The organism is Cobetia sp. BL01 (genome assembly GCF_056493605.1).
Map to the genome: position 1 here is coordinate 311,831 of NZ_JBVBEE010000004.1, position 22,731 is coordinate 334,561.

Below are 22,731 nucleotides of genomic sequence, written 5' to 3' on the forward strand. Positions count from 1 at the left end.
GGTCGCGGGCTTCGTGTCTTCTGGCGGTGAGGCCTCTCATCGAGGGGGCATCAGCCCGACTTGCGCAGGCTCCACAGGAAGTAGCTGCCGCCGATCAGCGAGGCCATCAGGCCGGCGGGAATCTCGTAGGGCGAGAGCAGCTGGCGGCCCAGCCAGTCCGCCAGCACCATCAACAGCGCGCCGCACAGTACCGCGCCGAGCATGTGCTCGCGGGCGCGGCTCAGCCCCAGCAGGCGTGCCAGATGCGGGGCCAGCAGGCCGACGAAGGACAGCGGGCCGACGATCAGAGTCGCCAGCGCGGTGAGCACCGCCACCGCCCCCAGCAGCACCAGGCGGGCGCGGGTCACGCCGATGCCCAGCGCACTGGCGCTCGCCATGCCCAGCGGCAGGATGTCCAGCCAGCGCGCCAGCGGACGTACCAGCAGGACGGCGATGATCGCCAGCGCGATCACACCGACCGCCGCGGAAAGCCCCACGTAATAGGTGGAGCCGGACAGCCAGGCCAGAATCTGCTGACCGCGCGGGTCGCCATCGGCGAGGATGATGCCGCGCACCGCATCGTAGAGCGCCGTGATCGCCACCCCGCACAGCAGCACGCGTTCGGGAATGAAGCCACTGCGATGATTGAGCACCACCAGCAGCGCCAGACAGGCCAGCGCCCCGCAGATGCCTGCGCCCAGCAGGGTCAGTTGCCCCGGTGACGGGACCAGCAGCAGCGTCAGCATCAGGGCGATGGCGGTGCCGCCGCTGATGCCGAGAATTTCGGGGCTGGCCATCGGGTTGCTGGTCAGACGCTGCAACAGCGTCCCGGCGAGGGCCAGCAGCACGCCGGCGCCTGCCGCCGCCAGTACCCGTGGCAGGCGGAAGTCCAGCATGCTGGTCTGGCCGGCCAGCAACTGTTGGAGCATGTCCCCGCCAAGCGTCCAGCCACCGGCACCATTGCCGACCAGCAGGGCCAGCATCAGGGCCACGCAGACCCCGGCCAGCAGCCAGCCGAGCAGTCGGTCGGGGCGGGGATGACGATGCGTCAGTGACATGCCGTGATGACTGGCGGGGCCAGCCCCCTGCGCCATCTTCAGGCGCGGAATCAGCCACAGCAGCAGCGGCGCGCCGAGGGCCGCCGTCATCGCGCCGGTGGGAATCAGGTTGGGCAGCAGGCCATCGAGACTGGCGACCACCTGGTCTGTCACCGCCAGCAGCAGCGCCCCGAACAATGGTGCCCACAGCAGACGCTGACCCAGGCGGCGCGCGCCCATCAGACGCACGCAGGCTGGCGCGGCCAGGCCGATGAAACCGATGATGCCCAGCACGCTGACCACGCAGGCGCTCAGGAATACCGCCAGCCCCAGGCTCATCAGACGCAGCTTGCGCAGCGAGACGCCCAGGCTTCGGGCATTGGCCTCGTCGAGGTCCAGCACGGCCAGCGGACGCATCAGCACCAGCGCCAGCAACATGCCCGGCAACAGACGGGTGAGCAGCGTGATCACGCCATCCCAGCTGTTCTGGGCCAGCGAGCCTGCGCCCCACACCAGGGTGCCGTGCAGGGCCTCCTGATTGAACAGCAACAGCACCATGCCCAGCGCGCCGATGTAGAGGTTGACCACCAGACCCGCCAGCACCACCACGGTCGGCGACATGCCACGCGCCCAGGCCAGCGCGAACACCAGCCCCATGGCCGCCAGGCCACCGGCCAGCGCGACCCATTCACGGCCCAGCTGGAAGCCGTCTCCCCCTAGGCCAGTACCGGCCATCAATGCAGGAGCGAACAGCGTCGCCAGCATCATCGCCAGACTCGCACCGCTGGCAACCCCCAGCGTCGTCGGGGCAGCCAGCGGATTGCGCAGCACCTGCTGCATCAGCACGCCGGCCATGCCCAGCGCAGCCCCGGCCAGCAGCGCGCAGACCAATCGCGGCCACCAGCTGACATGGGCCACCAGCTGCGCGGAGAGCAGGGCACTGTCTGCCTGGCCGAGACTGGCGGCATTCGTGACATCGGGGGATGACCACAACGCCGTCAGGCCCTGCATCAGGCTCAGGCCGTCACGGTTGAGGGCGAGGCTGCCCAGCACCAGCAGGGCCAGCGTGAGCAGACTGCAGGCTCTGCCGGGAGTGAGCCGAAGGGGATTGGGGGCGGAAGAGGAACGCTCTCTCATGACCTGCTCAGGGGTGGCCATCGGTGATCTCTCCCTCAGGTGCCGGCTCGCCGTCGAGCGCCGTGTCCGTGTGGTCGTTGAACAGGTGCTCGTCAAGCAGATCCTCGTCAAGCAGGTGCCTGGCGAGCAGGTCGGCGAAACGATTGGCCGAGGGCAGGGCGCCAAAGCTCCATACCGGCGGCAGGAACAGTGGCGCCGAGGCAGCGCTGTTCTCGCGCACGCCGGGCATGGCCTGCCACAGACCATTGCGCGCCAGGGCCTCGCGTCCGCCGGGTGGCAGGGGTTCCACCACCACCATGCGGCCCTTGAGGGTCACCAGCTTCTCGAGACTGACGGTGGCGAAGCCCCAGGCATTGGTATCGCCTTGCCAGGCATTGTCGATGCCCATGCGCTCGATCACCGCCTGGAACAGGCTGTTGTCACCGAAGATGCGCACATGGCGGTCATCCATGAACTGCACCATCAGCAGGGGGCGCAGCGCCTGACCCTCGCGTGCGCTCTGCTGGCGCAAGGCGGCAGCGTAGCCGGCCAGTCGGGCCGTGCTCTGGCGAATCAGTTGCTCGGCCTGTGGCTCGCGCTGCGTCAGCTTGCCCAGCTGGCGGGTCGCCGCGACCAGCGTCTGCCAGGTGTCGGCATCCGGGGTATAGATGGCGACACTGGTGACCGGCGCGATGGCCGACAGGCGTGGCGTGAGGCTGGCGAGCATCGGGCTGATCAGGATGTCATCGGGGGCGAGGGCGGCCAGCTGCTCCAGATTCGGTTGGGTGCGCAGGCCGAGATCCCGCGTGCCTTGAGGCAGCGCCGGTTGAGCCACCCAGCTGGCGTAGGTCTCCACCTGGCCCACGCCCATGGCGCGCACCCCGAGTCCGGTCAGGGTCTCGGCCAGGGTCCAGTCCAGCGCCACGACGGGGCGATCGACGAAGCCCGCTGGTGCCTCATGGGCGTCACCCGTCGTGGCGGCGCTGGCGGACCCCGCGGCCAGCAGGCTCAGGCCGATCAGTGCCATCAGCCACTTCATACCGGCACCGCGATCTGCTGCTGGCCATGCGCCGGGGTGATCACCTGCATCTCGACGCCATAGATATCCTTGAGCGTGGCGGGATTCATCATCTCGTCGGGCGCGCCTTCGGCCAGCACCTTGCCACTGTGGAGCGCTACCAGACGGTCGCAATATCGCGCCGCCAGATTGATGTCGTGCAGCACGATGATGATGCCCAGTCCCAGGGTGTGGCTGAGATGCGAGACCAGCTCCATCACCTCGATCTGGTGGGCGATATCCAGCGCCGCCAGCGGTTCATCCAGCAGCAGATAGCGGCTGCCCTGGGCCAGCAGCATCGCCAGCCACACGCGCTGACGCTCGCCGCCGGAGAGCGTATCGACCTGCTGGTCGGCGAAGGCCTCGGTGTGGGTCAGCGCGATGGCGCGCTCGATGGCGGCCTCATCCTCGGCGCCGGGACGCCCCAGCAGGCCGTGCCACGGATAGCGCCCGAAGGCGACCAGCTCTCGTCCGGTCAGCGCTTCGGCGGCCGGCAGGTGCTGGGGGAGATAGGCCACGGCGCGGGCGAATTCACGGTTGCCGAATTCCGAGAGCGCACGCGCATCCAGCGACAGTCGGCCGCTGGTGGGCTGCATCTGTCGCGCCAGCAACTTGAGCAGCGTCGACTTGCCGGACCCGTTGTGACCGATCAGGCCATGCACCTTGCCCGGCGCGAAATCCAGCGCGGAGGCTTGCAGCAGACAGCGCTGACCGAGGGTGAAGCGCAGTTGGTCGAGAGTGAACATTGAGGCGTCCGTCAGCCGCATTCGAGGCGGTGCTTGAAGGTGGAAATCATGATGAAGACCCGGGGATGTCGCCAGCGCGCGTCCTGTTGTCGGCCCGCTCACCGCGAAAGCAGCCGGCGGCCGTCAGTCGATCCGCACAATGGCGTTGCGCCTGCTGGACATAGCGGCCTGCCATGCGCTCCGAGACCCCCAGACGCTCGCCGATCTCACGCTTGGTCACGCCTTCCAGTCGATACCAGAGAAGTGACTGACGAAGATGGTGGGGCTGCTCGGCGAGCGCCTGCTGGATCACCTGAAGCTTCTGGCGCCGCGCGAGACAGCGCTCGGGGTCCAGGCGTGTCGCCGAGAGACGCTCGTCGTCGTCTTCCATTTCCTCGAAGACCGGGGCGCGCGACTGGTGGCGGTGATGATCGATGATCAGATTGCGTGCGATCCGATACAGCCAGGCGCGCGGATTGCGCGGCGGCTCCCCTGTCATCCTGAGGCGCAGATAGACGTCATGACACATGTCTTCCGCCAGATCATGCGAGGCCAGCTGACGGGTCAGGAATCCGATCAGCTCCTGGTGATAGCGGGTAAACAGTGCGTCCAGCGACGCCAGCTCATCCTCGGCCACCGCGCTGGTATCCGTCCGGGGGTCAGCCACCGGGCAGGCAGCCCGTGCCGGCGAATCGCAGGGGGGCCGTTGCGTCTGCAGGTCAGCGCCCTCATCTGAGCGGGCTTCTGTCAGTGCTTGGAATGCGCAGAAGAAAGAGGACATCCACGGCTCGCAATGAGGATTGGCGTGATGGGGCGCTCAATCATATTGGTGTTGCGAATCATTATCAATGTCTGTCTGGCAGGCACGCGTCTGACCGCCTGCGAAGCATTCGGAGGCGGTCAGACGCGCAAGGCGGGACTTGCGCGGAGGGGGCCGGCCTCCCGGATCACGTTCAGCGAGATGATCCGGGAGGCGCGACGCCGTCAGTGGCGGGCGAAGGCGGCGATGGGGTTGTCCAGCTCTCCCTTGAGTTGCAAGGCACCGGAGGGGTCGGTGAGGTCGACCATCTGCTGGTTGTTGCGCAGCTGCAGTCGGTTGAGGCACGACAGCGTGAAGCGTGGCGCGAACAGGTCGTGACGCGCGAACTTGTCGGCCATCTCCGGGTGCGCATCCTGGTAGTCATGGATGCAGGCCGCGACGCGTGACCAGAAGGCGTCTTCCGTCATCACCTGCTCGCGCACCAGCAGCGGTACCGCGAAGCGGAAGATGCAGTCGAAGATATCGGTGAGCAGCGACAGGATGCGGATCGGTTCCGGCACCTCGACCACCAGACGCTCGACTCCTTCCGGCAGCTCCAGGGCGCGGGTCTCGTCGGTGGCGAACAGCGCGGCCTCTTCGGCGATGTCCTTCATCAGTGCACCACACGGCACGCCATCGCGCAGGCGCATGATCAGGTTCTCGCCGTGGGGCATGAACACCAGATCATGCTTGAAGTAGCAGTGCAGCAGCGGCGTCATGTAGGCCGTCAGCCACTTGTCGATCCACGCTTCGGCGCCGATGCCGGAGCGCTCGATCAGCGCAGGCAGCAATGCCTTCTCGTCGTTGTCGACGTGCAGCAGCGCGGCCATGGTCATCAGGCGCTCGCCCTCGCCCTTGACGTCTTCCGGGCTCTCGCGCCACAGGCTGGCCAGCATCTTGCGATAGCCGACGGCCGCCGGGTCGGCATCTTCCAGCACGTCATCGCGATAGCCGATGGCGGCGACTTCACGCAGCAGGCGGAAGCCCCATGTCTCGAAGGACGGGTCGGAGTCGATCAGCCCCTGCAGCCACTGGTTGATGGCCGGCGTGGCGCGCATGTAATAGGGCGACAGACCGCGCATGAAGCCCATGTTGAGGATCGACAGCGCGACCTTCACGTAGCGGCGGCCCGGCTGGTTGCGGTTGTAGAGCGTGCGGATCGACTGCTGGGCCTGATAGCGGTCCTCGCCAAGGCCCAGGCACACGATGCGCTGGCTTGAGATCTCGGCGGCGAAGGTGATCGCCAGCTTGTGATTCCACTGCCACGGGTGCACCGGCATCATCAGGTAATCGGCGGCATCGAGGCCCTTGGCCGTCAGCTGATGCTCCAGGCGGGCCAGTTCGGCGTGACCCAGTTCCTCTTCCAGCAGCCGGCGCGGATCGAGACCATCCACGCCGGAGTAATGCGCGTTGTCGCGATGCACGGCGATCCACACCAGCGCGAAGGGCTGTGCGGCCTCCGGCGCGTAGGCGCGATAGTCCAGCGAATCGAAGCCCATGCGGCCATTGTTGGCGACAAAGCACGGGTGGCCTTCACTCATCGCCGATTCCAGGGTCTGGAAGGAGGCACCGGCCAGCACGCGGGCGGATTGATTCTCGCGCACGGCGCGCTGCATCTTCCAGGCGCTGGAAGCGAGCGTGGCGCTGACTTCCTCGAGATAGACCGGCAGCAGGCGCGGCGGAATCTCCAGCACGTCGTTGAGTTCCAGAATCAGCTCGCGGGCATCCAGCGGCAGGGCCTCGCCATTGGCATCCAGACGCTGAAGAGAGGCCGCGTCGATCAACCAGTGATCGAGCTGGAAGCGGCGCGCCACGAAGCGATATTCCACCGCACGACGACTGACGGGGCCCTTGTCGCTCGCCGGGGCAGACAGCGACAGGCGGTAATGATGCCAGCCATCCGTGATGCGGGCGTTGGTCTCGTCGGCACACTGCGGGTGGATCAGGCGCTCATGGCTGAATTCGGCCAGTGCCTTGCGCACCAGCAGGCGATTGGCCTGCTGCCAGTCCGGCCCGGTGAGGTGCTGGCCGGCCGCCGCCGGATTGGCGGTGATGGCGGTATCCAGTCGCGGGCTGCGGCTCGCCAGAGCGGCGCGGAAGTCCTGCGGGGTGCAGAAGCACAGACGCGCGGGCTTGCCGTCGAGATCCAGCGGGCCGTGATCGACGAAGCCGACGGCGGCATTCAGCGGGTGGATGGCGGTATTGCGGCTGTCGGGTTCGACCACCACGCGAGTGACCGGGCGGACTGCCTCACCGGTATCTGCGGCGTGCTCGTCACGGAACTGGCCGGCGAAGATCATCGCCATGATCGATTCGATCACCGCCCGTGAGAAGCCGCTGATGGGGGCTTGGTCATCGCTGCGCGGCGCGATGAGGAAGTGCATGCCGAAGTCGCCTGGCTGCACGGCGTAATGCTTGCCGAGCGGGTCGTGTGCCGGGTCATAGAGCTCGACCAGGAAGGCCGGCTGGTCGTTGTAGAGACCGAGCCAGCCCTGGGCGTGGCGACTGTCTTCCAGGCCCTGATAGAAATCGTGCTTGGTGGTGAGCAGGTCTTCGCTCATGCCCCAGAAGCTGGCGCGCGCGCCACTGGTCCACTCGTCCACCAGCGCCATGTCGGCGGCGAGATCCAGCGGGCGCAGCGCGAATTCCGCTCGCTCCGGCGTGCTGTCATCCTGCGGCTTGCGCAGGCGCGCCTGGGCCTGTTCGAGTTCCACCGAGCGGCGCGTGAAACGTGTGCCGGGTACCGGGCTCAGCAGGTCGAGTGCCGGGGAGGTGTCCAGTGATGTGTCGCCGAAGATCTGCTGGGCCGGGGTCGCGGCGCTGTGGGCGTTGGCACGGGTGGTGGTGATGTCGACGGGCATGTTCATGCGGTGGTCTCCCGGTGTTGCGCTGCGCGTGAGGACTCGGTGGGGGCGGTGCTGGACGAGGCGGCCTTTTCGCTGGCTGCACTGGCATGCAGGTCGGTCTCGCCATAGGCCAGATGGGCGGCGGGCAGAGGCGTGAAGCCGTTGCCGTTGCCCTTTTCAACGCCCGGGGCGCCGAAGCTCTGGAAGGCGATGCGCCGCTCGATGGGATAGACCTCACGCCCGGTGATGGCGCGCAGGATGCAGCTGTTGCGATAGCAGGCCATGCCCAGGTCCGGGGCGGCCAGCGAGTGGGTATGCAGCTCGGCGTTCTGGACGAAGATCTCGCCGGCAAAGGGCGACTGGTCACCTTCATTGCCTTCGGCGTCTGCGGTGCTCTGCGCGTCGACGGCGTAGAAGCGCCCGACGGCGTAGCGGCCTTCGGCGTCACGACGGATGCGTGACTCGATGCTCTTCAGGAAGGGCGGGGCGACGTAGTGATACCCGGTGGCCAGTACCACGGCACTGGTCTCGTGGCGCCATGCCTGCTGCTGTTCGCGCTGATAGAGCCCCAGGCTGAAGTCGCCATCGGCGCTCTCGCGAGTCAGCGAGGTCAGCTCGGTATTGGTCATCAGGGTGGTGGGCACCACGCCCTGCAGCTGCTTGGCGTAGAGGGTGTCGTAGATCTCGTTGATCAGTTCGAGATTGATGCCCTTGTAGAGGCCCTTCTGGGTCGCCAGCAGGGTGTTGCGCTGTTCGCGCGGCAGGGCATGGAAGTAGTCGATGTAATCCGGTGACGTCATCTCCAGCGTCAGCTTGCCGTATTCCAGCGGGAAGAAGCGCGGCGAGCGCGTGATCCAGTTGAGCTGGTAGGCGTGCTGGTCGATCTCGCGCAGCAGGTCGAGATAGATCTCGGCGGCGCTCTGGCCGGAGCCGATGATGGTGATGGCCGGCTGGGACGTCAGTTCGTCCTTGCGCGCCAGGTAGTGGGCGTTGTGGCACATGCGGCTGCCCGCCACCGGCACCTCGCCGCGTACCGCATCGGCAGCGCCGGGCAGATACGGCTGGGTGCCGGTGCCCAGCACCAGCTTGCGTGTGCGATAGGTGAAGGCCTCGCCGGTGCTGGGGCGAGTGCCGCGCACCACATAGATGTCGCCGACATGCTGGATGTCCTGGACCTCGTGATCGAAACGCAGGCTGGTCAGCTCGCGCGCCGCCCACTGGCAGTACTGGTTGTACTCGCGGCGCAGCAGGAAGAAGTCTTCGCGGATGTAGAAGTTGTAGAGCTTGTCATGCAGCTTCAGGTAATTGAGGAAGCTGAAGTGGCTGGTCGGGTCGGCCAGCGAGACCATGTCCGCCATGAAGGGCGTCTGCATGCTGGCGTCTTCCAGCAGCATGCCCGGGTGCCAGTCGAATTCGGCCTTGCGCTCCAGGAAGACGCCGTTCACGTCCTCCAGCGGCTCGCTCAGACAGGCAAGGCTCAGGTTGAAGGGGCCGATGCCGATGGCGACGAAGTCGAGCACCTCATTGCGCGTTTCAGCTGTGTCGGTGACGTGAGGAGTCGAGGTGTCATGCATGACGGCTTTCCTTTGCTTCTGTGGTGTGGCTGCGACGGCTGGCGGCGGGGGCATCGGCCAGTGCTGCGGCGTGGCTTGCCTGGGCCGTGGTGCTGACGGCGAGGTGATGCGCCTTGACCAGCGCCTGACCATGCTGGCGGATCAGCTCGACCACCGCGGCGATGTCGTCGCGGGTGGTGTCCGGGTTGAGCAGCGTGAACTTCAGATACTGACGGCCGGAGACCTTGGTGGCGGCGACGATGGCTTCCCCGCTGCGCGACAGGCGCTTGCGGATCTCGCGATTCAGGGCGTCCCACTGTGCATCGCTGAGGGTGTCTTCGTTGGCGTCATGGAAGCGGAACACCAGGGTGCTGAGCTCCGGGGCCTGGACGACATCGATGTCCGGTGCCGCCGCGAGCAGCTGATGGCCCTCGCGAGTGAGGTCGATCACGCAATCGAGCATGTCGCCGAGGGCATCGGCGCCCATCAGGCGCAGCGTCAGCCACAGCTTGAGCGCATCGAAGCGGCGCGTGGTCTGCAGGCTCTTGTTGACCTGATCCGGTGTGCCCTCGCGGGCCTGCAGTTCCGGGTTGAGGTAGTCGGCGTGATAGGTGACGTGGCGCAGCTGGGTGCGATCACGCACCACGCAGGCGCTGCAGCTGACCGGCTGGAAGAAGGTCTTGTGGTAATCGATGGTGACGGAGTCCGCCATCTCGACGCCCTTGAGCCAGTGACCGTGACGACGCGAGGTGATCAGACCGCCGCCGTAGGCGCCATCGACGTGGAACCAGATGCCACGTGCATGGCATTCACGGCCGATGGCCTGCAGCGGGTCGATGCTGCCGAAGTCGGTGGTACCGGCGGTCCCGACCACGGCCATCGGAATCAGGCCTTCCGCACGCGCCTTGTCCAGCGCCTCACGCAGGGCTATCGGGTCCATGCGGCGACGCTCATCCACGGCGACGGGGATGACGGCGTTGTGGCCGAGGCCGAGCAGGGCACAGGCCTTCTGCAGGCTGAAATGGCTGATGCCGGAGGCGAAGACGCGCAGGCGCCCGGCTTCCGGCGGCAGGCCGTGGGTCTGGTTGCCGGGGTGGTTGGGCAGCTTCTCGCAGACCGCGTCACGCGCCAGCAGCAGCGCCATCAGGTTGGATTGGGTGCCGCCGCTGGTGAAGATGCCGTCCGCGGTCGGACCCAGGCCCAGTCGTTCGGTGGTCCAGTCGATCAGGCGCTGTTCGATCAAGGTGCCGCCGGCGCTCTGATCCCAGGTGTCGAGGGAGGAATTGATCGCGCCGAGCAGGCTTTCCGCCCAGACACCCGGCAGCACGACCGGGCAGTTGAGGTGTGCGATGTAGCGCGGGTGATGGAAATAGACGGCATCCTTCAGGTAGAGCGACTGGAGCTCCTCCAGGCCCGCTTCCAGATTCTCGAGGGGCGTCTCGAGATCCAGCTCGGCAAAGGCCGGGCGCAGGGCTTCCGGAGTGATGCCGCTGAAGGGTTGCTGAACGTTCTCGAGCTGTTCGGCGACCAGACTGCTGATGCGTTGCATGCCGGCCTGCCAGGCATCCATGTTGGCAGGTGAGAACAGGGCGGCGCTGGGCGAGCGGGACAGGGAGCTCGCGGCGGCAGCGGCCTGGGGGGCAGACGCGGGGGATCCTGCAGCCGCGCCATAGGTGGCGGCGGAATCATGAAGGCTGTGCATTACATAACCTTATGCGAATGTTCGCAGATAAAGACTTGGAAGAGACTCGCAGCCAGCCAGGGCAGGTGGCACAGGTGCGAGGACCAGTCAGGACATTCATCAAGTGCCGCGTGATGCGGTCGTTGTTGTTGGTGGAGTTGTTGGTGAAGCTGTTGGCAAAGCGGTTGGCGCGGTCAGTCACGCCTGCCGTGGGCATTGGCAGAGAGTGAGTCGTCACCGAGCGCCCCTGTGTCGGGCAATCTCGATGTCATGTGCGGCACACGCCAGAGGTATCAGACGATGAGTGGTTCAGGGCGATGGTGCCGGCGACATCCTTGCCGCCAGCGGGTCATGCGGGTCGATTCAGAATCGACGGACTACGGAAGTGTCGGAATCAGAAATCATAGGTCAGTGTCGCGGTCACGCTGCGCTCGGCACCGTAGTAGCAGAAGCTGGTGCTGTAGCAGGACGCGATGTATTCCTTGTCGAACAGGTTGCTGACGTTGAGCTGCACGCTGGTGCCGCTCCAGCCGACCTGGCTCAGGTCGTAGCCGACCAGGGCATCGACGAGTGCGTAGTTCGGGACCTTCTCAGTGTTCTCGGAATCCGCCCACATGTCGGCGTAGTAACGCACGCCGAGGCCGGCATTCAGGCCGGTCAGAGGGCCCTCGTTGAAGGCGTAGTCACCCCAGACGCTGACCTGGTGCTTCGGCACCTGATTGGCATCGTTGCCTTCGGTGCCATCTTCCGCCTTGGCATAGGTCACGTCGGTGTAGCTGTAACCGGCCTGCAGCGCGAAGTCGCGGGTCAGCTGGGTGCGGGCTTCCAGCTCCAGGCCCTGGGACTCGATCTCGCCGTAGGACGTGTAGTAGCTGTCTTCCGGGTCCTTGGAGGCGACGTTTTCCTGATTGATGCGGAACAGCGAGACGCTGTACTGATCACGCGTGCCGTTGGGCTGGTACTTCATGCCGACTTCCACCTGCTTGCCGGTGGTCGGGTCGAGCAGGTCGCCATCCTCGTCGGTGTAGGAGTTCGGCGAGAAGGACGTGGAGTAGCTGACGTAGGGCGAGATGCCGTTGTCGAAGCCGTAGATCAGGCCGATACGGCCGCTCATCTCGTTGTCGTTCAGCTCACTGCTGGTGTTGTAGTCGCGATCGGTATTCTTGATGTTGACCCAGTCCTGACGCAGGCCGGCGGCCAGGTTCCAGCGGCCCCAGCTGAGCTGATCCTGCAGGTAGACACCGGTCTGATCCAGTTCACGCTTCTGGTTCTCGGTGGCATAGATGGAGACATCGGCATCGCTGCTGCTGGTGACGTCCAGCGAGCTGGCGGTCCCGTATTCCCAGTCCACGTCGTTGGTGCGGGTCTGATAATCGGCACCGAACAGCAGGGTGTGATCGATGTCGCCGGTGGAGAAGCGGGTCTCCAGCTGGTTGTCGACCGTCCAGGCACGCAGGCTTTCCTCGCCACCGGAGTAGTAGCGGGTCAGCTCGGTATCCGAGGCCCAGCCATAGGCGTAGACCTGCTCGAGATCCACATCGGAACGCAGGTAGCGGAATTTCTGGCGCGCGGTGACATCGTCATTGAAGCGATGCTCGAAGTCATAGCCGAGCATGCGTTCGGTGCGATCGAATTCCTCGTAGTCCTCGTCGCCTTCGTAGAAGTCGTTGCCGAGCTTGATGCCGTCGTGACTCACCACCGTGCCCTCGTAGGGGAGGCCTGAGTGGTAGCCGCCTTCCGGGTCCTTCTGGAAGTAGCCCATCAGGGTGACGGTGGTGTCGTCGGTGACATCCATGGTGATCTGTGGCGAGAAGGCATAACGCTCTTCGCTGACGGAATCGACCTGGGTGTCTTCGGCGCTGGCAAGGCCGGTCAGGCGATAGGCGATGCGCTTCTCGTCATCCAGCGGGCCGGTGAGATCGAAGGCCGCGCTGCGCTCGTTGTCGTCACCGACGGTGAAACGCACCTGGCCGGAGTCCTGGAACTCGGGGCGCTTGGACTGCATCGCGACCAGACCACCCGGCGAGGAGCGGCCGTAGAGGACGGAGGACGGCCCCTTGACGACTTCGATGCTGTCGAGGAAGTAGGGGTCGATGGTCATCGAGCTGTAGGAGCCCGAGTCACCCATCAGCTTCAGACCATCCAGGAAGGTGTTGCTGACACTGCCATCGGAGAAGCCGCGCAGGACCAGATAGTCATAGCGGTTGGAAGCACCGATCTGATTGGTGAACACGCCCGGCGTATAGTCCGCGGCACGCTGCACCGTCTCGGCGGCGCGCTTGTCGATGTCATCACGGGTGATGGTGGAGACAGCCTGGGGAGTTTCCAGGTAACCGGTCTGCGTCTTGGTAGCCGCCGTGGTGGTGACCGTCATGGTATCCAGCTGCTCGTCCTGAGCATCCCGATGGTCGGCCGCCACGGCCTGCCCGGTGAAGGGTAGGCTCAGGGCAATCGCCAGTGCCAGCGGGTGCCGTGGCAGTGAAAGCAATGGGGATTGATGCGGGTGTCGCGTGGCGGAGTCTTTCATGAGTGACGATGTTCCATCCTGAATGATGTTTTTGCGAATGCTTCTTGTTTGTCGTTCTCTCCTGAGGGAAGACGTACAGGGTTGGCATTTCTGAACCATGAATGAGAATTATTTTTGTTATCTGATGTCAGTGGGCCGTGTACGTGGCCTGGCGGGGGCTTCCGGTGGCGCTCAGACATGCAAAGACCGCCCCGAAGGGCGGTCTTTGTCAGAGGGCGGTCTTTGTCAGAGGGCGGGCTTTGTCAGAGTGCGGTCCTTGGCAGAGGGGCGCCTCGACGGAGGATGGCGCCGTCGGGGGATCAGCGGTCCTGCATCTCGCCCTGCAGCGTGATGGGAATATCGCCGACCAGATTGCCATAGCCCAGCAGGCCAAGCAGGGTACTGCCGACCTGGTTCTTGGCGACTTCCGCACTGTCCAGCGCCATGGGCTCGGCGTTGGCGAAGCTCAGGCGGTCGGCACTCTCGCGGGTCACGTTCAGGGGCAGGGTATCGCGGTGAGTGCGGTTGCCATCGGTGGCCGTGAAGGGCACCTGCATGCGTGTCGTCCTGCCTGTCTCCAGCGCTGCCAGAGCCACGGGGTCCAGATTCAGTGTCAGGGTGGCGAGACGCATCTGACTGACGCCTGACAGCCACGGCGGCAGCTCGCCGACCTTGTCCAGCAGGTCGGTCTGACCGACGCTGAGCGGAATGCTCATCTTGCCGTCATCACCGACGGTGCCGCTCAACCCACGCAGGTGGTGGACGTGCTCGACATTGCCCTGCGCCTTCTGTTCGGTCAGCGTGGCGGTGGCGCCACTGGCATCCGGGATCAGCTGCCAGGCTGCCTGGCTGGGCACGCTGATGCCGATACCACTCATGGCAACGGCCAGGGCGAGGGCCTTGATAGGGGCGCGAAGGCGCTTGTGGAAGGAAGAGGTCCAGCGAAGAAAGGGAAATGACATGGTGACTCCTGATGGCTGGGCGCTACGAAGGGTGAGCTCTGTGCGGCGCATTGAGGCATTGGACACGCCAGTGGCGCAAGGGTTCGTGACAGGGTGGCAGGCGGGATGGGGCTGATCGGAGGCGGTGACGGCGGCTCGTGTCCAGCGAGGTCTATGTTGTTGAGTTTTCGGGCTTTCCTGACGCTTTGGCTTTCGCTATCATAGCGGCGCTGTCCGGGCCCATAGCTCAGTTGGTTAGAGCACTCGACTCATAATCGATTGGTCGCAGGTTCAAGTCCTGCTGGGCCCACCATCCCGAGGCGCTTTTCTGTAGCGCCTGCCAGGTCGCCATCGGCGGCTTTTTTTGTGCCTGCCCGTTTCGCCAGATCGATGGTTTTCCGCTTTCGGCTTCATCCGTGGCTCTTCGCCTTTCGCTGGCGGGGAACTAGGTCGCATGGGCTTGCATCAGCACGTCAGTCGTTCCGGCTCGCCTTCGCACCGCCAGATACCAGAACGCCCCGTGCCAGGTGGCAACGGGGCGTCGGCTCGAATGTCGTAAAGGACTGCTCTGATGTCACTGCCTTGCGGGCGGCGGCGAATCCTTCATGTCACTGCCACGAGAATGGCGCGAGACGCTTCGATATCAGTGATGGTCACTGAGTCTCGTCTGTCATCTCATCCTGGGCGTCATTGGCGGCACCGCTGATCGCGTTGCCTGCCGAGGTCAGGGCATTGGCGGTTGCCTGACGAGTGTCCTGCCAGGCGCTGGCAGCAGTGTCCTTGGTCTCATCCCAGGCAGCGGCCGCGCTCTTGCGAGTGTCCTGCCACCAGTCGGTGGTGTACTGCGGCTGTTCCTTGAGCTGAGCCTCATCCATGTTCACATGGATGCGATATTCGAGATTGTCGATGTCGTCACCCTGACGGGTTTCCAGCGTGAACTTGCCGGTCTCGACCACGTACTGCTGATCATCAAGGCCCAGCACTTCATCACTCTCGACCACCAGCGCGGCGACCTGCATGTTGTCGTCGAGCAGCACATCTTCCACTTCGCCCACGACTTGCTGGTCGTCGTTCTGCAGATAGACGTCAGCATCCATCAGTTCATCAGCGGAGTAGAGTCCCTGCGGATTGGCCATGGCCAGGCCGGAGGTGGTCAGCAGAGTGGTCGCGGTGATCGCACCCAGAATCTGTTTGCGGTTCATCTTGCTCATGCCGTACTCCTTGCGTGTCGATTCTTCATTGCCGTCTGCCCTGATGTAATCCGGCGGCGACTGCGTGGCGTGCTGCAGTGATGGACCAATCAGGACATGGACGATGTCGGGCTGCCATCTCGTGCAGCCATGCTTCCTAAGATTCAGATGACGCGATCAAGTTTCAAGGGGGGAGTGGAAAAACTTGTACGGTAGTTCATGCGCTCGTCACGAATCAGGTGCACTTTTCGGCCAGCGAGATGCCGGCGTCTGGCGGGGCTACGGCGGTCTGCCGGCAGAACAGGAGGGCAAGGCATGGAGGTGTCCATCAGTGAATATCGATGGCCAACCGCGCTGTCATCCGTGCTGGCGGAGGAGAATGCCGCACTGAACCTGCAGTTTTCATTGCACGATCACTGAATTTGTAGCGAAGTGTTACGGTCGGGGCGTGACGGTCGTCAGTGATGAGATCGACATCTGCAGGGGGATCAACGCTGCGTAATCGCAGTTCAGGATGGGAAGTTCAGGGTGTACGTTAGCTATACAGATACGTTTTGATACTCAGAAAAACTTGTACAACAGTTTTCAAGTGTCTAACTTTGAGGGTGTCAGAGCGCAGCGAGGCCAACGATGAACGCCTCGCCAAGAGAGGGAATGGAGATCCGCAGCGTGCTTTTCAAGCCCTCGTCCTTTCCTTGCTCGAGATCTGGCAGGTCACGGTCGAATCTATTGAGGAAGGCCATGAGAGTTTTCATCAAGGATCCAGCGGAGGGCATCGAGATGAACGCAGTGCGCAAGGTTCCCATGGAGTGTTCACGTTGTGGCAGCAATCGCGTCAATCTGGGTGAAAGCCCGGCAGATGACGACATCGTGAGCTGCGCCGAGTGCGACGAATTTCTCGGGGTGTGGTTCATGCTGCGCGACCGGCTTGAAGCCAGCGCTCGCAAGCGTGCCACCATCGACCCTGCCTTGATGGCCAACCAGGTGATCAAGCAGCTTGATGCACAGGCTTGAGATGTTCTACCCACTGACAGCCAGCAGGTGATACGGCATTCATCAGTCGTCCAGCATGCTGGTCAGTGAGATGTGAGAGTCAGGCTTCGGCAATAGTCATCCTTTCGGTCAATCGTCCATTGCCGGAGCCCCGAGTAAGTGCCTTGTCAGAGGCGACATGAATTCGTGATACCGCTGGCGACTGTCCAGCGTCCTGGTCGACCCCCTCGGTGAGCGTTGCCTCCCGATTCAGGTCCTGTTCTGCCTGAGAGTGTTTTCCCGGCCATTGGCCGGGATTTTTTTGTGTGTCATCCGACAAGGCAATCAGCGTGTTTCGAGACAGCCTTGATCTGCATCATCCGTGGGAGTGTTATTCGTTTGTAAGATTGTCCTGTCAGGATGAGGCGCGTCTGATGCCCTGTCGCGGATGAGACATGCTGGAGATGCCTCGAGATATCCGGGACATCAGCAAGGAATCTGATATTTCTAACATAAAGTGCAATGGAGTCTGCGGCCTCGTGTCTCCATCATGCGCACGCATGCTGAGCCATGTCTGCATGATCCCCTTATCGAGAGCCTGGTCATGACAACGTCACCTCTTGCGCCGAAAAGGAGTTCGCGCATGTTTTCTACTTCAATCCCGACCAGTAATGGACCTCGCTGCCCCGAGTGCAATGAATCATTGCATTGGCCAGCCTGTGATCTCCCCGATGAGCACCTGTTGAAATGCCCGAATGGTCATGTCCTGTGTTCCATGGGGGACTTCCGATTGGCAGCGCGTGAGATGGCACTCCAGGAAGAGTTTCGTCTGACGCGAGATGGTGCCCGCTCCCATGCGCAGCGACGCCCTCTGGAGCACTCCGCGAGAAGTCGTCAGGATGCCATCGTCAGCGGTGAACGCATCAGCGCGGCTTGAGAGTTCGCGCATCCTGAGGTCTCCAGCTCAATGCAAAGCCCCCGCCCGCGCCGGGGGCTTTGCGTTCCTGGCACACGACGCGAGCGGGAAGGGAGTCGTGTGCAGGAGACAGGCAGCCGCCTCACGGCTGCTCTTCTCGACCTTCGGTGGCAAGCACGCCATGGGGTTGCAAGCAGGATGCCTGCCCCCATGTCTTTCACAACCGCATGGATCCTGCGTACTTCCCGTTCCCCGGGCTTGCGTCGCGGATGCATGCCTTCCAGAGACTGCACAGGAGGCTGTTACATGTCCGATCTATCCGAGGAACTGCGTATCCCCAAGCCGTGCCCCGACTGTGGTAGCAAGCGGATGCGCGTCTCTCAGGTGCACAATCCGGAAGACAAGGTCTTCTGCGCCTCGTGCGGCACTTACGTCTGCCTGTATGCGGATGTGGCCAGGATGCGCGAGGAGGGGGCGTCCAGTGAAGCCGAAGAGCTGCTGGAGCAGGCCGCCAACAAGGGTATCAAGAAGTAACGACATCACCGGGGTATCCGGAGATGCCACGCCCTGAAACGCAAGAGGCCCTCACCGAAGTGAGGGCCTCTTGCGTTTCAGGGCGTGGCGCGAATCAGCTTTCGTCAGAGCCCGTCGGCGTCGATGTCTTGGCGATGGCGCCGGTGTTGTCGGCGGCTTCCAGCTTGGCCAGCATGTTCTGTGACTCACGCTTGAAGGCGGCCAGCGCCTTGCCGGACAGCGACTTGTTGTTCGGCAGCTGGACGCGCATGGCATCGACCTGACGATTGTTGACCATCACCTCATAGTGAAGGTGCGGGCCGGTGGAGCGGCCGGTATTACCGGACAGGGCGATCTTCTCACCCATCTTCACGCGCTCGCCTTTCTTGACCAGGGGTCTGGAGAGGTGCAGGTAGCGGGTCTTGTAGCCATTGTCCATGCGCAGCACGAGGTAGCGGCCCGCCAGCGGGTGGTTGCCGACCAGTTCGACCACGCCATCAGCCGTGGACAGGACCGGTGTACCGACGCGAACGGCAAAGTCGGTGCCCTTGTGCGGGCTGATGCGACCAGTGACCGGATGGCGACGGCTCAGGTTGAAGGGCGAGCTGATGCGCGCCTTGTGAGCCAGCGGGTAGCGATTGAAGGCCGGGTCGAGCCCCTTGCCGTCCGGAGTGTAGTAGCGGCCATCGGCGGCATTGCGCACCACGGTCAATGACTTGCGGGTACCCTCGTAGCGCGCGGCCAGAATGCGCGAGTCGGTGCTGGTGCCATCGATCATGTCGGACTCGACCAGCACCTGGAACTTGTCGCCCTTGCGGGTATCGCGACGGAAATCGATCTTCTTGCCCAGTACCTGGGTCAGCTGGGTGACATCCGCCACGCCAAGACCGGTGGCCTCCGCCGAGAGCGAGAAGCTGCCGCTGACGGTACCGGCGAACAGACGCTGGGTCGCTTGAGTGGCCTTCTCTATCTTGGCGACGCTGAAGGAATCCTGCTGAGGGTCACGCTTGACCATGAAGCCGCGACGCGCATCCTTCATGATGCGCAGCGCCAGCAGGTTGCCGTCCTCGTCGAGCTTATAGTCGAGGCTGTCACCGATACGCCAGTGGGTCAGCACACGCTTGTCCGGCAGCGACTTGATGATGCGGGTGGTCTCGCGATAGCCGAGCCCCAGAGAACGCTCCGCCATCACGGCAAAGGTGTCGCCCGCCTGAACGGTGTAGGTCTGCCATTCCGGGACATAGACTTCCTTGGCTGCCAGTTCGGTCTGCAGCGTCGGGCTCTCGCCCAGCTCGACCGGATCGACGGACAGATCATCGTAGGAGGTCCCGCCGGCCTGCTCATCGGTCGCGGTGGCGATCACCGCCTCGGCCGTCTTCACGGCAGAAGGTGCCAGTGCCACGATCGGGCCGGGCTCAGCTTCACCGGCAGGGTAGTTGGCGTCGGTCAACATCACCGGCATGTCGAAGTCGACATCGATGACCTCACTCGGCGTCAGCGCGGAGAGCGGCACCTCGCCAGCTGCGCTCAGTGCCTGATGCCCCGCATCAAGACTCGCCGTGGCCAGCGGAGCAGGCGTCTGTTGCGCGTGCGCGATGGCAACCGGCAATGCGTTCGTCACCTCCGAGCTGGCATTGGCCAGGTCGATGGCGAGGTGGCGAGAGGCAGGTGAGATCTCTTGAGAGTCCAGAGTTTCAAGAAGCTTGTGAGCGCCCAGCACGGTGACCATTGTGGCAACAGGTAAAAGAAGATACTTGTGCACGCGTGGGAGCGAATGAAGGATTCGCAGCATAGTTGACCGATGATGTGATGAAGTGAACAGAACAGAAGACGACAGATTCGCATCCGAACCTTAACCAAGCTTTTGCGCATTCGATAGGCTGGACACATGTCCAGTATTAGGAATTCAACCCTGTTTTGATCATCAGGGGTCGTGCTAGCGGTGTCTGTTTTATGAGGACAGTCGAAAATCCCGCCATTTTTGCTTAAGAAACGCTGTTCTCACAGTAATATCTGCTTGCTGTTAAATTTTGTAACTTCGTCGAAATATTCTGCAAGTCAGTGCGTACATCACGAGGATAGCGTCCTGTTGTCAGAGGATTGTGACGCAGAGTGGCGAACGTGTTGGCACATGATGCTCTGGCGTCGCAACATGAGATCTCTGAAGGGGGCGAAGATTGTCCAGAGGGACAGCAGGGTGGCGTCGCTCGTGTCGCCCTGTCTCGCCTTTCGTGCGCCCGCGTGGCAACAAGAAATCAGTGGAGAATGTCCGATGTCGTCTCGAGTGACTCTGGCCCAATGGCAGATGCTGGCCGCCGTGGTCGATCATGGCAGTTTTGCCCGAGCCGCCGAGGCCGTGCACAAGAGCCCCTCCACGCTCAATCATGCGGTGCATCGCCTGGAGGCGTTGCTGGGAGTGCCGTTGCTGGAGCCGGTGGGGCGCAACGTGCGCCTGACCGAGGCCGGCGAGATGCTCCTGCGTCGCGCACGCCAGTTGATCGAGAGTGCCAGCGCGCTGGAGGATGTGGCCCAGGCGCTGTCACAAGGCATGGAGAGCGAGATAAGCCTGGCCGTGGACCAGCTGTTTCCCTCGGACCTGCTGGCCCGTGCGTTGGAGGGGTTCTCCGCGGCCTATCCCCAGGTACGGATACAGCTGCACGAAACCACCTTGACGGGTGGCAGTGAGCTCTGGGATGCCGGCCAGGTCGATCTGCTGGTCAGCGCGCTGCCACAGGAAGGGCAGCTTGGTAGCCTGCTGGTGCGGGAAACCTTCGTGGCGGTAGCGGCGCCAAGGCACCCCCTGCATGCGCTGGGACGGCCGCTGGATCTGCGTGACCTCGAACAGCATCGGCAGCTGGTGGTGCGCGACAGCAGTCGCTCGACAGGCATGGATGCCGGCTGGCTGAAGGCAGAAGAGCGCTGGACGGTGAGTCATCTGGCGACGTCCGTCGATCTCGCCGAGCGTGGCCTGGGCTTTGCCTGGCTGCCGCGTTCACGAATCTCGCAGGCGCTGACCCAGGGGGCACTCGTGCCCTTGCCCTTGCTCAACGGCGGCGAGCGTGAGATCGACATTCATCTCTACCTGCCCGATGCCGACAGCGCCGGCCCTGGCGTGCGTGCGATGGTCGAGCAGCTGCATCACAGCGTTCAAGGGGGGTGAAGCACTCCTGAGCCACATGAGAAAGCGGCTGGGGATTGGAAAAGCCTCTGGGCGCTACCACCTGTCAAAGAGGCGTCATTCGTTGCGTGCGGGGACCATGGCTCCTCTGCGATCCCTTGAATGGCTATCCTCACCTTGCATGACAGGACATTTCCTCATGGGCTTACTGGTCGATGGCACCTGGCAGAACCGTGGTTACGATACCGACAGCAATGGCGGGGAATTCAAGCGCGAGAGTGCCAGCCTGCGTGACTGGGTCGTACCCCCCGGTGCGGCCGAGCAGGGCCCAGACGGCCAGTCTGCCGTGCCCGCCGAAGTCGGGCGCTATCATCTCTATGTCTCGCTGGCCTGTCCGTGGGCCCACCGTGCGCTGGTGATGCGCTCTCTCAAGGGACTGACGTCGGTCGTGGGCATGTCCTTCACCAGCCCCTACATGCTGGAACATGGCTGGAGCTATCTCGAGGAAGAGGGCTCCAGTGGCGATCCGATCAACGGCGTGCGCTACCACCATCAGCTCTACACCATGACCGACCCGCACTACACCGGCCGTGTCACCGTACCGGCGCTGTGGGATCGCAAGGCGGGGCGCATCGTCAACAACGAATCCGCTGACCTGGTGCGCATCTTCAACGACGCCTTCGATCCGCTGACCGGCAATGACCTGGATTTCTCTCCCGAGGACCTGCGCGGCGAGATCGACGCTCTCAATGCCGTGATCTACGACAAGGTCAACAATGGCGTCTACAAGACCGGTTTTGCCACCCGCCAGCAGGCCTATGAGCGTCACTTCACCGCGCTGTTCGCCTGCCTGGATTCACTGGAACGCCGTCTGGCCGACTCGCGCTATCTGGTCGGTGAGTGGTTGACCGAAGCGGACATCCGCCTCTTCACCACGCTGCTGCGCTTCGATGTCGTCTATCACGGCCACTTCAAGTGCAATCAGCGCCGCATCAGTGACTATCCCAATCTCTCGAATTACCTGCGCGAGCTGTACCAGTGGCCGGGCGTCGCCGAGACCTGCGATCTCGCGCAGATCAAGACCCACTACTACGGCAGTCAGCTGGCGGTGAATCCGACCGGTATCGTGCCCCTCGGCCCGACGCTGGATCTCGAGGCACCGCATGATCGTGAGCGCCTGACAGGGCAGGGCATTCGCCGCCACCACTGAAGCCATCGCGGCCGGGACGAGGCGTTCGGCCTCACGGCCTGGTTCGTCTGGCCTTGGCCAGCCAGCGGTCCAGCGCATTGCCGAAGTCGCGCTGCTCGCGCTGCCCATAGGCGGAGGGGCCGCCGGTGTGTTCGCCGCTGGAACGCATGCTCTCCATGAAATCGCGCATCTGAACCTTGGCGCGGATGTTGTTGGCATCCAGTGTCTCGCCGCGGCTCGTCATCACCAGGGCGCCTTTCTCGATCGCCTCCAGCGCCAGCGGCAGGTCGGACGTGATCACCATGTCGCCGGGCCGGGCGCGCTCGACGATCAACTGGTCCGCCGCATCGGCACCGGCAGGGACGGACAGCGCCTTGACATGCACCGAGCGTGGCAGCGGCACCTGATGATTGGCCACGAACCAGGTGGGGGTCGCGGTCCGCTCCGCGGCGCGGACCAGGATGTCGCGCGCCGCGCGCGGGCAGGCGTCAGCATCGACCCACAGCGTGGTGATGGGCTCGGCGGGTGAGGGGGTGGTGGGGTCTTGCACGTCAGTCATGCCGTCTCCTGTCAGAGGGAATTGGCGAGTGTGG

Annotated in this window: 18 protein-coding genes and 1 tRNA gene; 6 read left to right on the forward strand and 13 right to left on the reverse strand. The window is 63.8% G+C overall.

Translation table 11 applies throughout. From position 1 onward, the window contains the following. Nucleotides 1-50: 50 nt before the first annotated feature. The 9 genes from fhuB to ACZYGA_RS10095 all read right to left on the reverse strand — a co-directional run bounded on the left by fhuB (nt 51) and on the right by ACZYGA_RS10095 (nt 14,261). Nucleotides 51-2,174, reverse strand: coding sequence for a Fe(3+)-hydroxamate ABC transporter permease FhuB (gene fhuB, locus ACZYGA_RS10055; protein WP_479399071.1), 2,124 nt, complete (start codon nt 2,172-2,174; stop codon nt 51-53). After that, nucleotides 2,161-3,171 (reverse strand): ABC transporter substrate-binding protein, encoded by a 1,011-nt coding sequence (locus ACZYGA_RS10060; protein WP_479399072.1) that lies wholly within the window; start codon nt 3,169-3,171, stop codon nt 2,161-2,163. Before ACZYGA_RS10060 ends, fhuB begins: the two co-directional genes overlap by 14 nt. Next, nucleotides 3,168-3,935, reverse strand: coding sequence for an ABC transporter ATP-binding protein (locus ACZYGA_RS10065; protein ID WP_077379143.1), 768 nt, complete (start codon nt 3,933-3,935; stop codon nt 3,168-3,170). Before ACZYGA_RS10065 ends, ACZYGA_RS10060 begins: the two co-directional genes overlap by 4 nt. Before the next feature lie 46 nt (nt 3,936-3,981). Further along, nucleotides 3,982-4,581, reverse strand: coding sequence for an RNA polymerase sigma factor (locus ACZYGA_RS10070; protein WP_479399074.1), 600 nt, complete (start codon nt 4,579-4,581; stop codon nt 3,982-3,984). A 317-nt stretch (nt 4,582-4,898) separates the two neighbouring features. After that, nucleotides 4,899-7,580: a GNAT family N-acetyltransferase gene (locus tag ACZYGA_RS10075; RefSeq protein WP_479399075.1), complete on the reverse strand. Its 2,682-nt coding sequence runs from the start codon at nt 7,578-7,580 to the stop codon at nt 4,899-4,901. Further along, nucleotides 7,577-9,133, reverse strand: a complete 1,557-nt coding sequence (locus ACZYGA_RS10080) for a lysine N(6)-hydroxylase/L-ornithine N(5)-oxygenase family protein (protein WP_479399076.1) — start codon at nt 9,131-9,133, stop codon at nt 7,577-7,579. Before ACZYGA_RS10080 ends, ACZYGA_RS10075 begins: the two co-directional genes overlap by 4 nt. Beyond that, nucleotides 9,126-10,814: a pyridoxal phosphate-dependent decarboxylase family protein gene (locus ACZYGA_RS10085; protein WP_077379149.1), complete on the reverse strand. Its 1,689-nt coding sequence runs from the start codon at nt 10,812-10,814 to the stop codon at nt 9,126-9,128. Before ACZYGA_RS10085 ends, ACZYGA_RS10080 begins: the two co-directional genes overlap by 8 nt. 373 nt (nt 10,815-11,187) lie before the next feature. Further along, nucleotides 11,188-13,320, reverse strand: a complete 2,133-nt coding sequence (locus ACZYGA_RS10090) for a TonB-dependent siderophore receptor (protein WP_136939027.1) — start codon at nt 13,318-13,320, stop codon at nt 11,188-11,190. A 299-nt stretch (nt 13,321-13,619) separates the two neighbouring features. Next, on the reverse strand, nt 13,620-14,261 hold the full coding sequence (locus tag ACZYGA_RS10095; RefSeq protein WP_136939026.1) for a hypothetical protein: 642 nt from the start codon (nt 14,259-14,261) through the stop codon (nt 13,620-13,622). A gap of 215 nt (nt 14,262-14,476) precedes the next feature. On the opposite strand from ACZYGA_RS10095, the gene ACZYGA_RS10100 reads away from it, so the two are divergent. Beyond that, nucleotides 14,477-14,553 (forward strand) — tRNA-Ile (locus ACZYGA_RS10100). A 340-nt stretch (nt 14,554-14,893) separates the two neighbouring features. On the opposite strand, the gene ACZYGA_RS10105 is transcribed toward ACZYGA_RS10100, so the two are convergent. Beyond that, nucleotides 14,894-15,451 carry a PRC-barrel domain-containing protein gene (locus ACZYGA_RS10105; RefSeq protein ID WP_084209333.1) on the reverse strand — a complete coding sequence of 186 codons (558 nt, stop codon included), beginning with the start codon at nt 15,449-15,451 and terminating at the stop codon, nt 14,894-14,896. Nucleotides 15,452-16,038: 587 nt separating this feature from the next. Continuing rightward, nucleotides 16,039-16,173, reverse strand: a complete 135-nt coding sequence (locus ACZYGA_RS10110) for a hypothetical protein (RefSeq protein ID WP_479399077.1) — start codon at nt 16,171-16,173, stop codon at nt 16,039-16,041. Between ACZYGA_RS10110 and ACZYGA_RS10115 the strand changes: the two genes are divergently transcribed. The 3 genes from ACZYGA_RS10115 (at nt 16,172) to ACZYGA_RS10125 (ending at nt 17,852) form a co-directional block, all read left to right on the forward strand. Continuing rightward, complete coding sequence (locus ACZYGA_RS10115) at nt 16,172-16,444, forward strand: hypothetical protein (RefSeq protein WP_139070543.1); 273 nt, start codon at nt 16,172-16,174, stop codon at nt 16,442-16,444. The two genes, ACZYGA_RS10110 and ACZYGA_RS10115, sit on opposite strands and share 2 nt — an antisense overlap. A 601-nt stretch (nt 16,445-17,045) precedes the next feature. After that, nucleotides 17,046-17,339, forward strand: coding sequence for a hypothetical protein (locus ACZYGA_RS10120; RefSeq protein ID WP_479399078.1), 294 nt, complete (start codon nt 17,046-17,048; stop codon nt 17,337-17,339). A gap of 285 nt (nt 17,340-17,624) precedes the next feature. Beyond that, entirely contained in the window at nt 17,625-17,852 is a 228-nt protein-coding gene (locus ACZYGA_RS10125; protein ID WP_077379159.1) for a hypothetical protein, read from the forward strand. Between the two features lie 94 nt (nt 17,853-17,946). Here ACZYGA_RS10125 and ACZYGA_RS10130 read toward each other — a convergent pair whose 3' ends face one another. Beyond that, nucleotides 17,947-19,560, reverse strand: a complete 1,614-nt coding sequence (locus tag ACZYGA_RS10130) for a peptidoglycan DD-metalloendopeptidase family protein (RefSeq protein WP_479399080.1) — start codon at nt 19,558-19,560, stop codon at nt 17,947-17,949. Between the two features lie 543 nt (nt 19,561-20,103). On the opposite strand from ACZYGA_RS10130, the gene ACZYGA_RS10135 reads away from it, so the two are divergent. After that, nucleotides 20,104-20,991 (forward strand): LysR family transcriptional regulator, encoded by an 888-nt coding sequence (locus ACZYGA_RS10135; RefSeq protein ID WP_077379163.1) that lies wholly within the window; start codon nt 20,104-20,106, stop codon nt 20,989-20,991. Between the two features lie 157 nt (nt 20,992-21,148). Beyond that, nucleotides 21,149-22,159, forward strand: coding sequence for a glutathione S-transferase family protein (locus tag ACZYGA_RS10140; RefSeq protein ID WP_479399081.1), 1,011 nt, complete (start codon nt 21,149-21,151; stop codon nt 22,157-22,159). Nucleotides 22,160-22,190: 31 nt separating this feature from the next. Here ACZYGA_RS10140 and ACZYGA_RS10145 read toward each other — a convergent pair whose 3' ends face one another. Further along, nucleotides 22,191-22,697 carry a YaiI/YqxD family protein gene (locus ACZYGA_RS10145; RefSeq protein ID WP_077379167.1) on the reverse strand — a complete coding sequence of 169 codons (507 nt, stop codon included), beginning with the start codon at nt 22,695-22,697 and terminating at the stop codon, nt 22,191-22,193. Between the last annotated feature and the right edge of the window lie 34 nt (nt 22,698-22,731).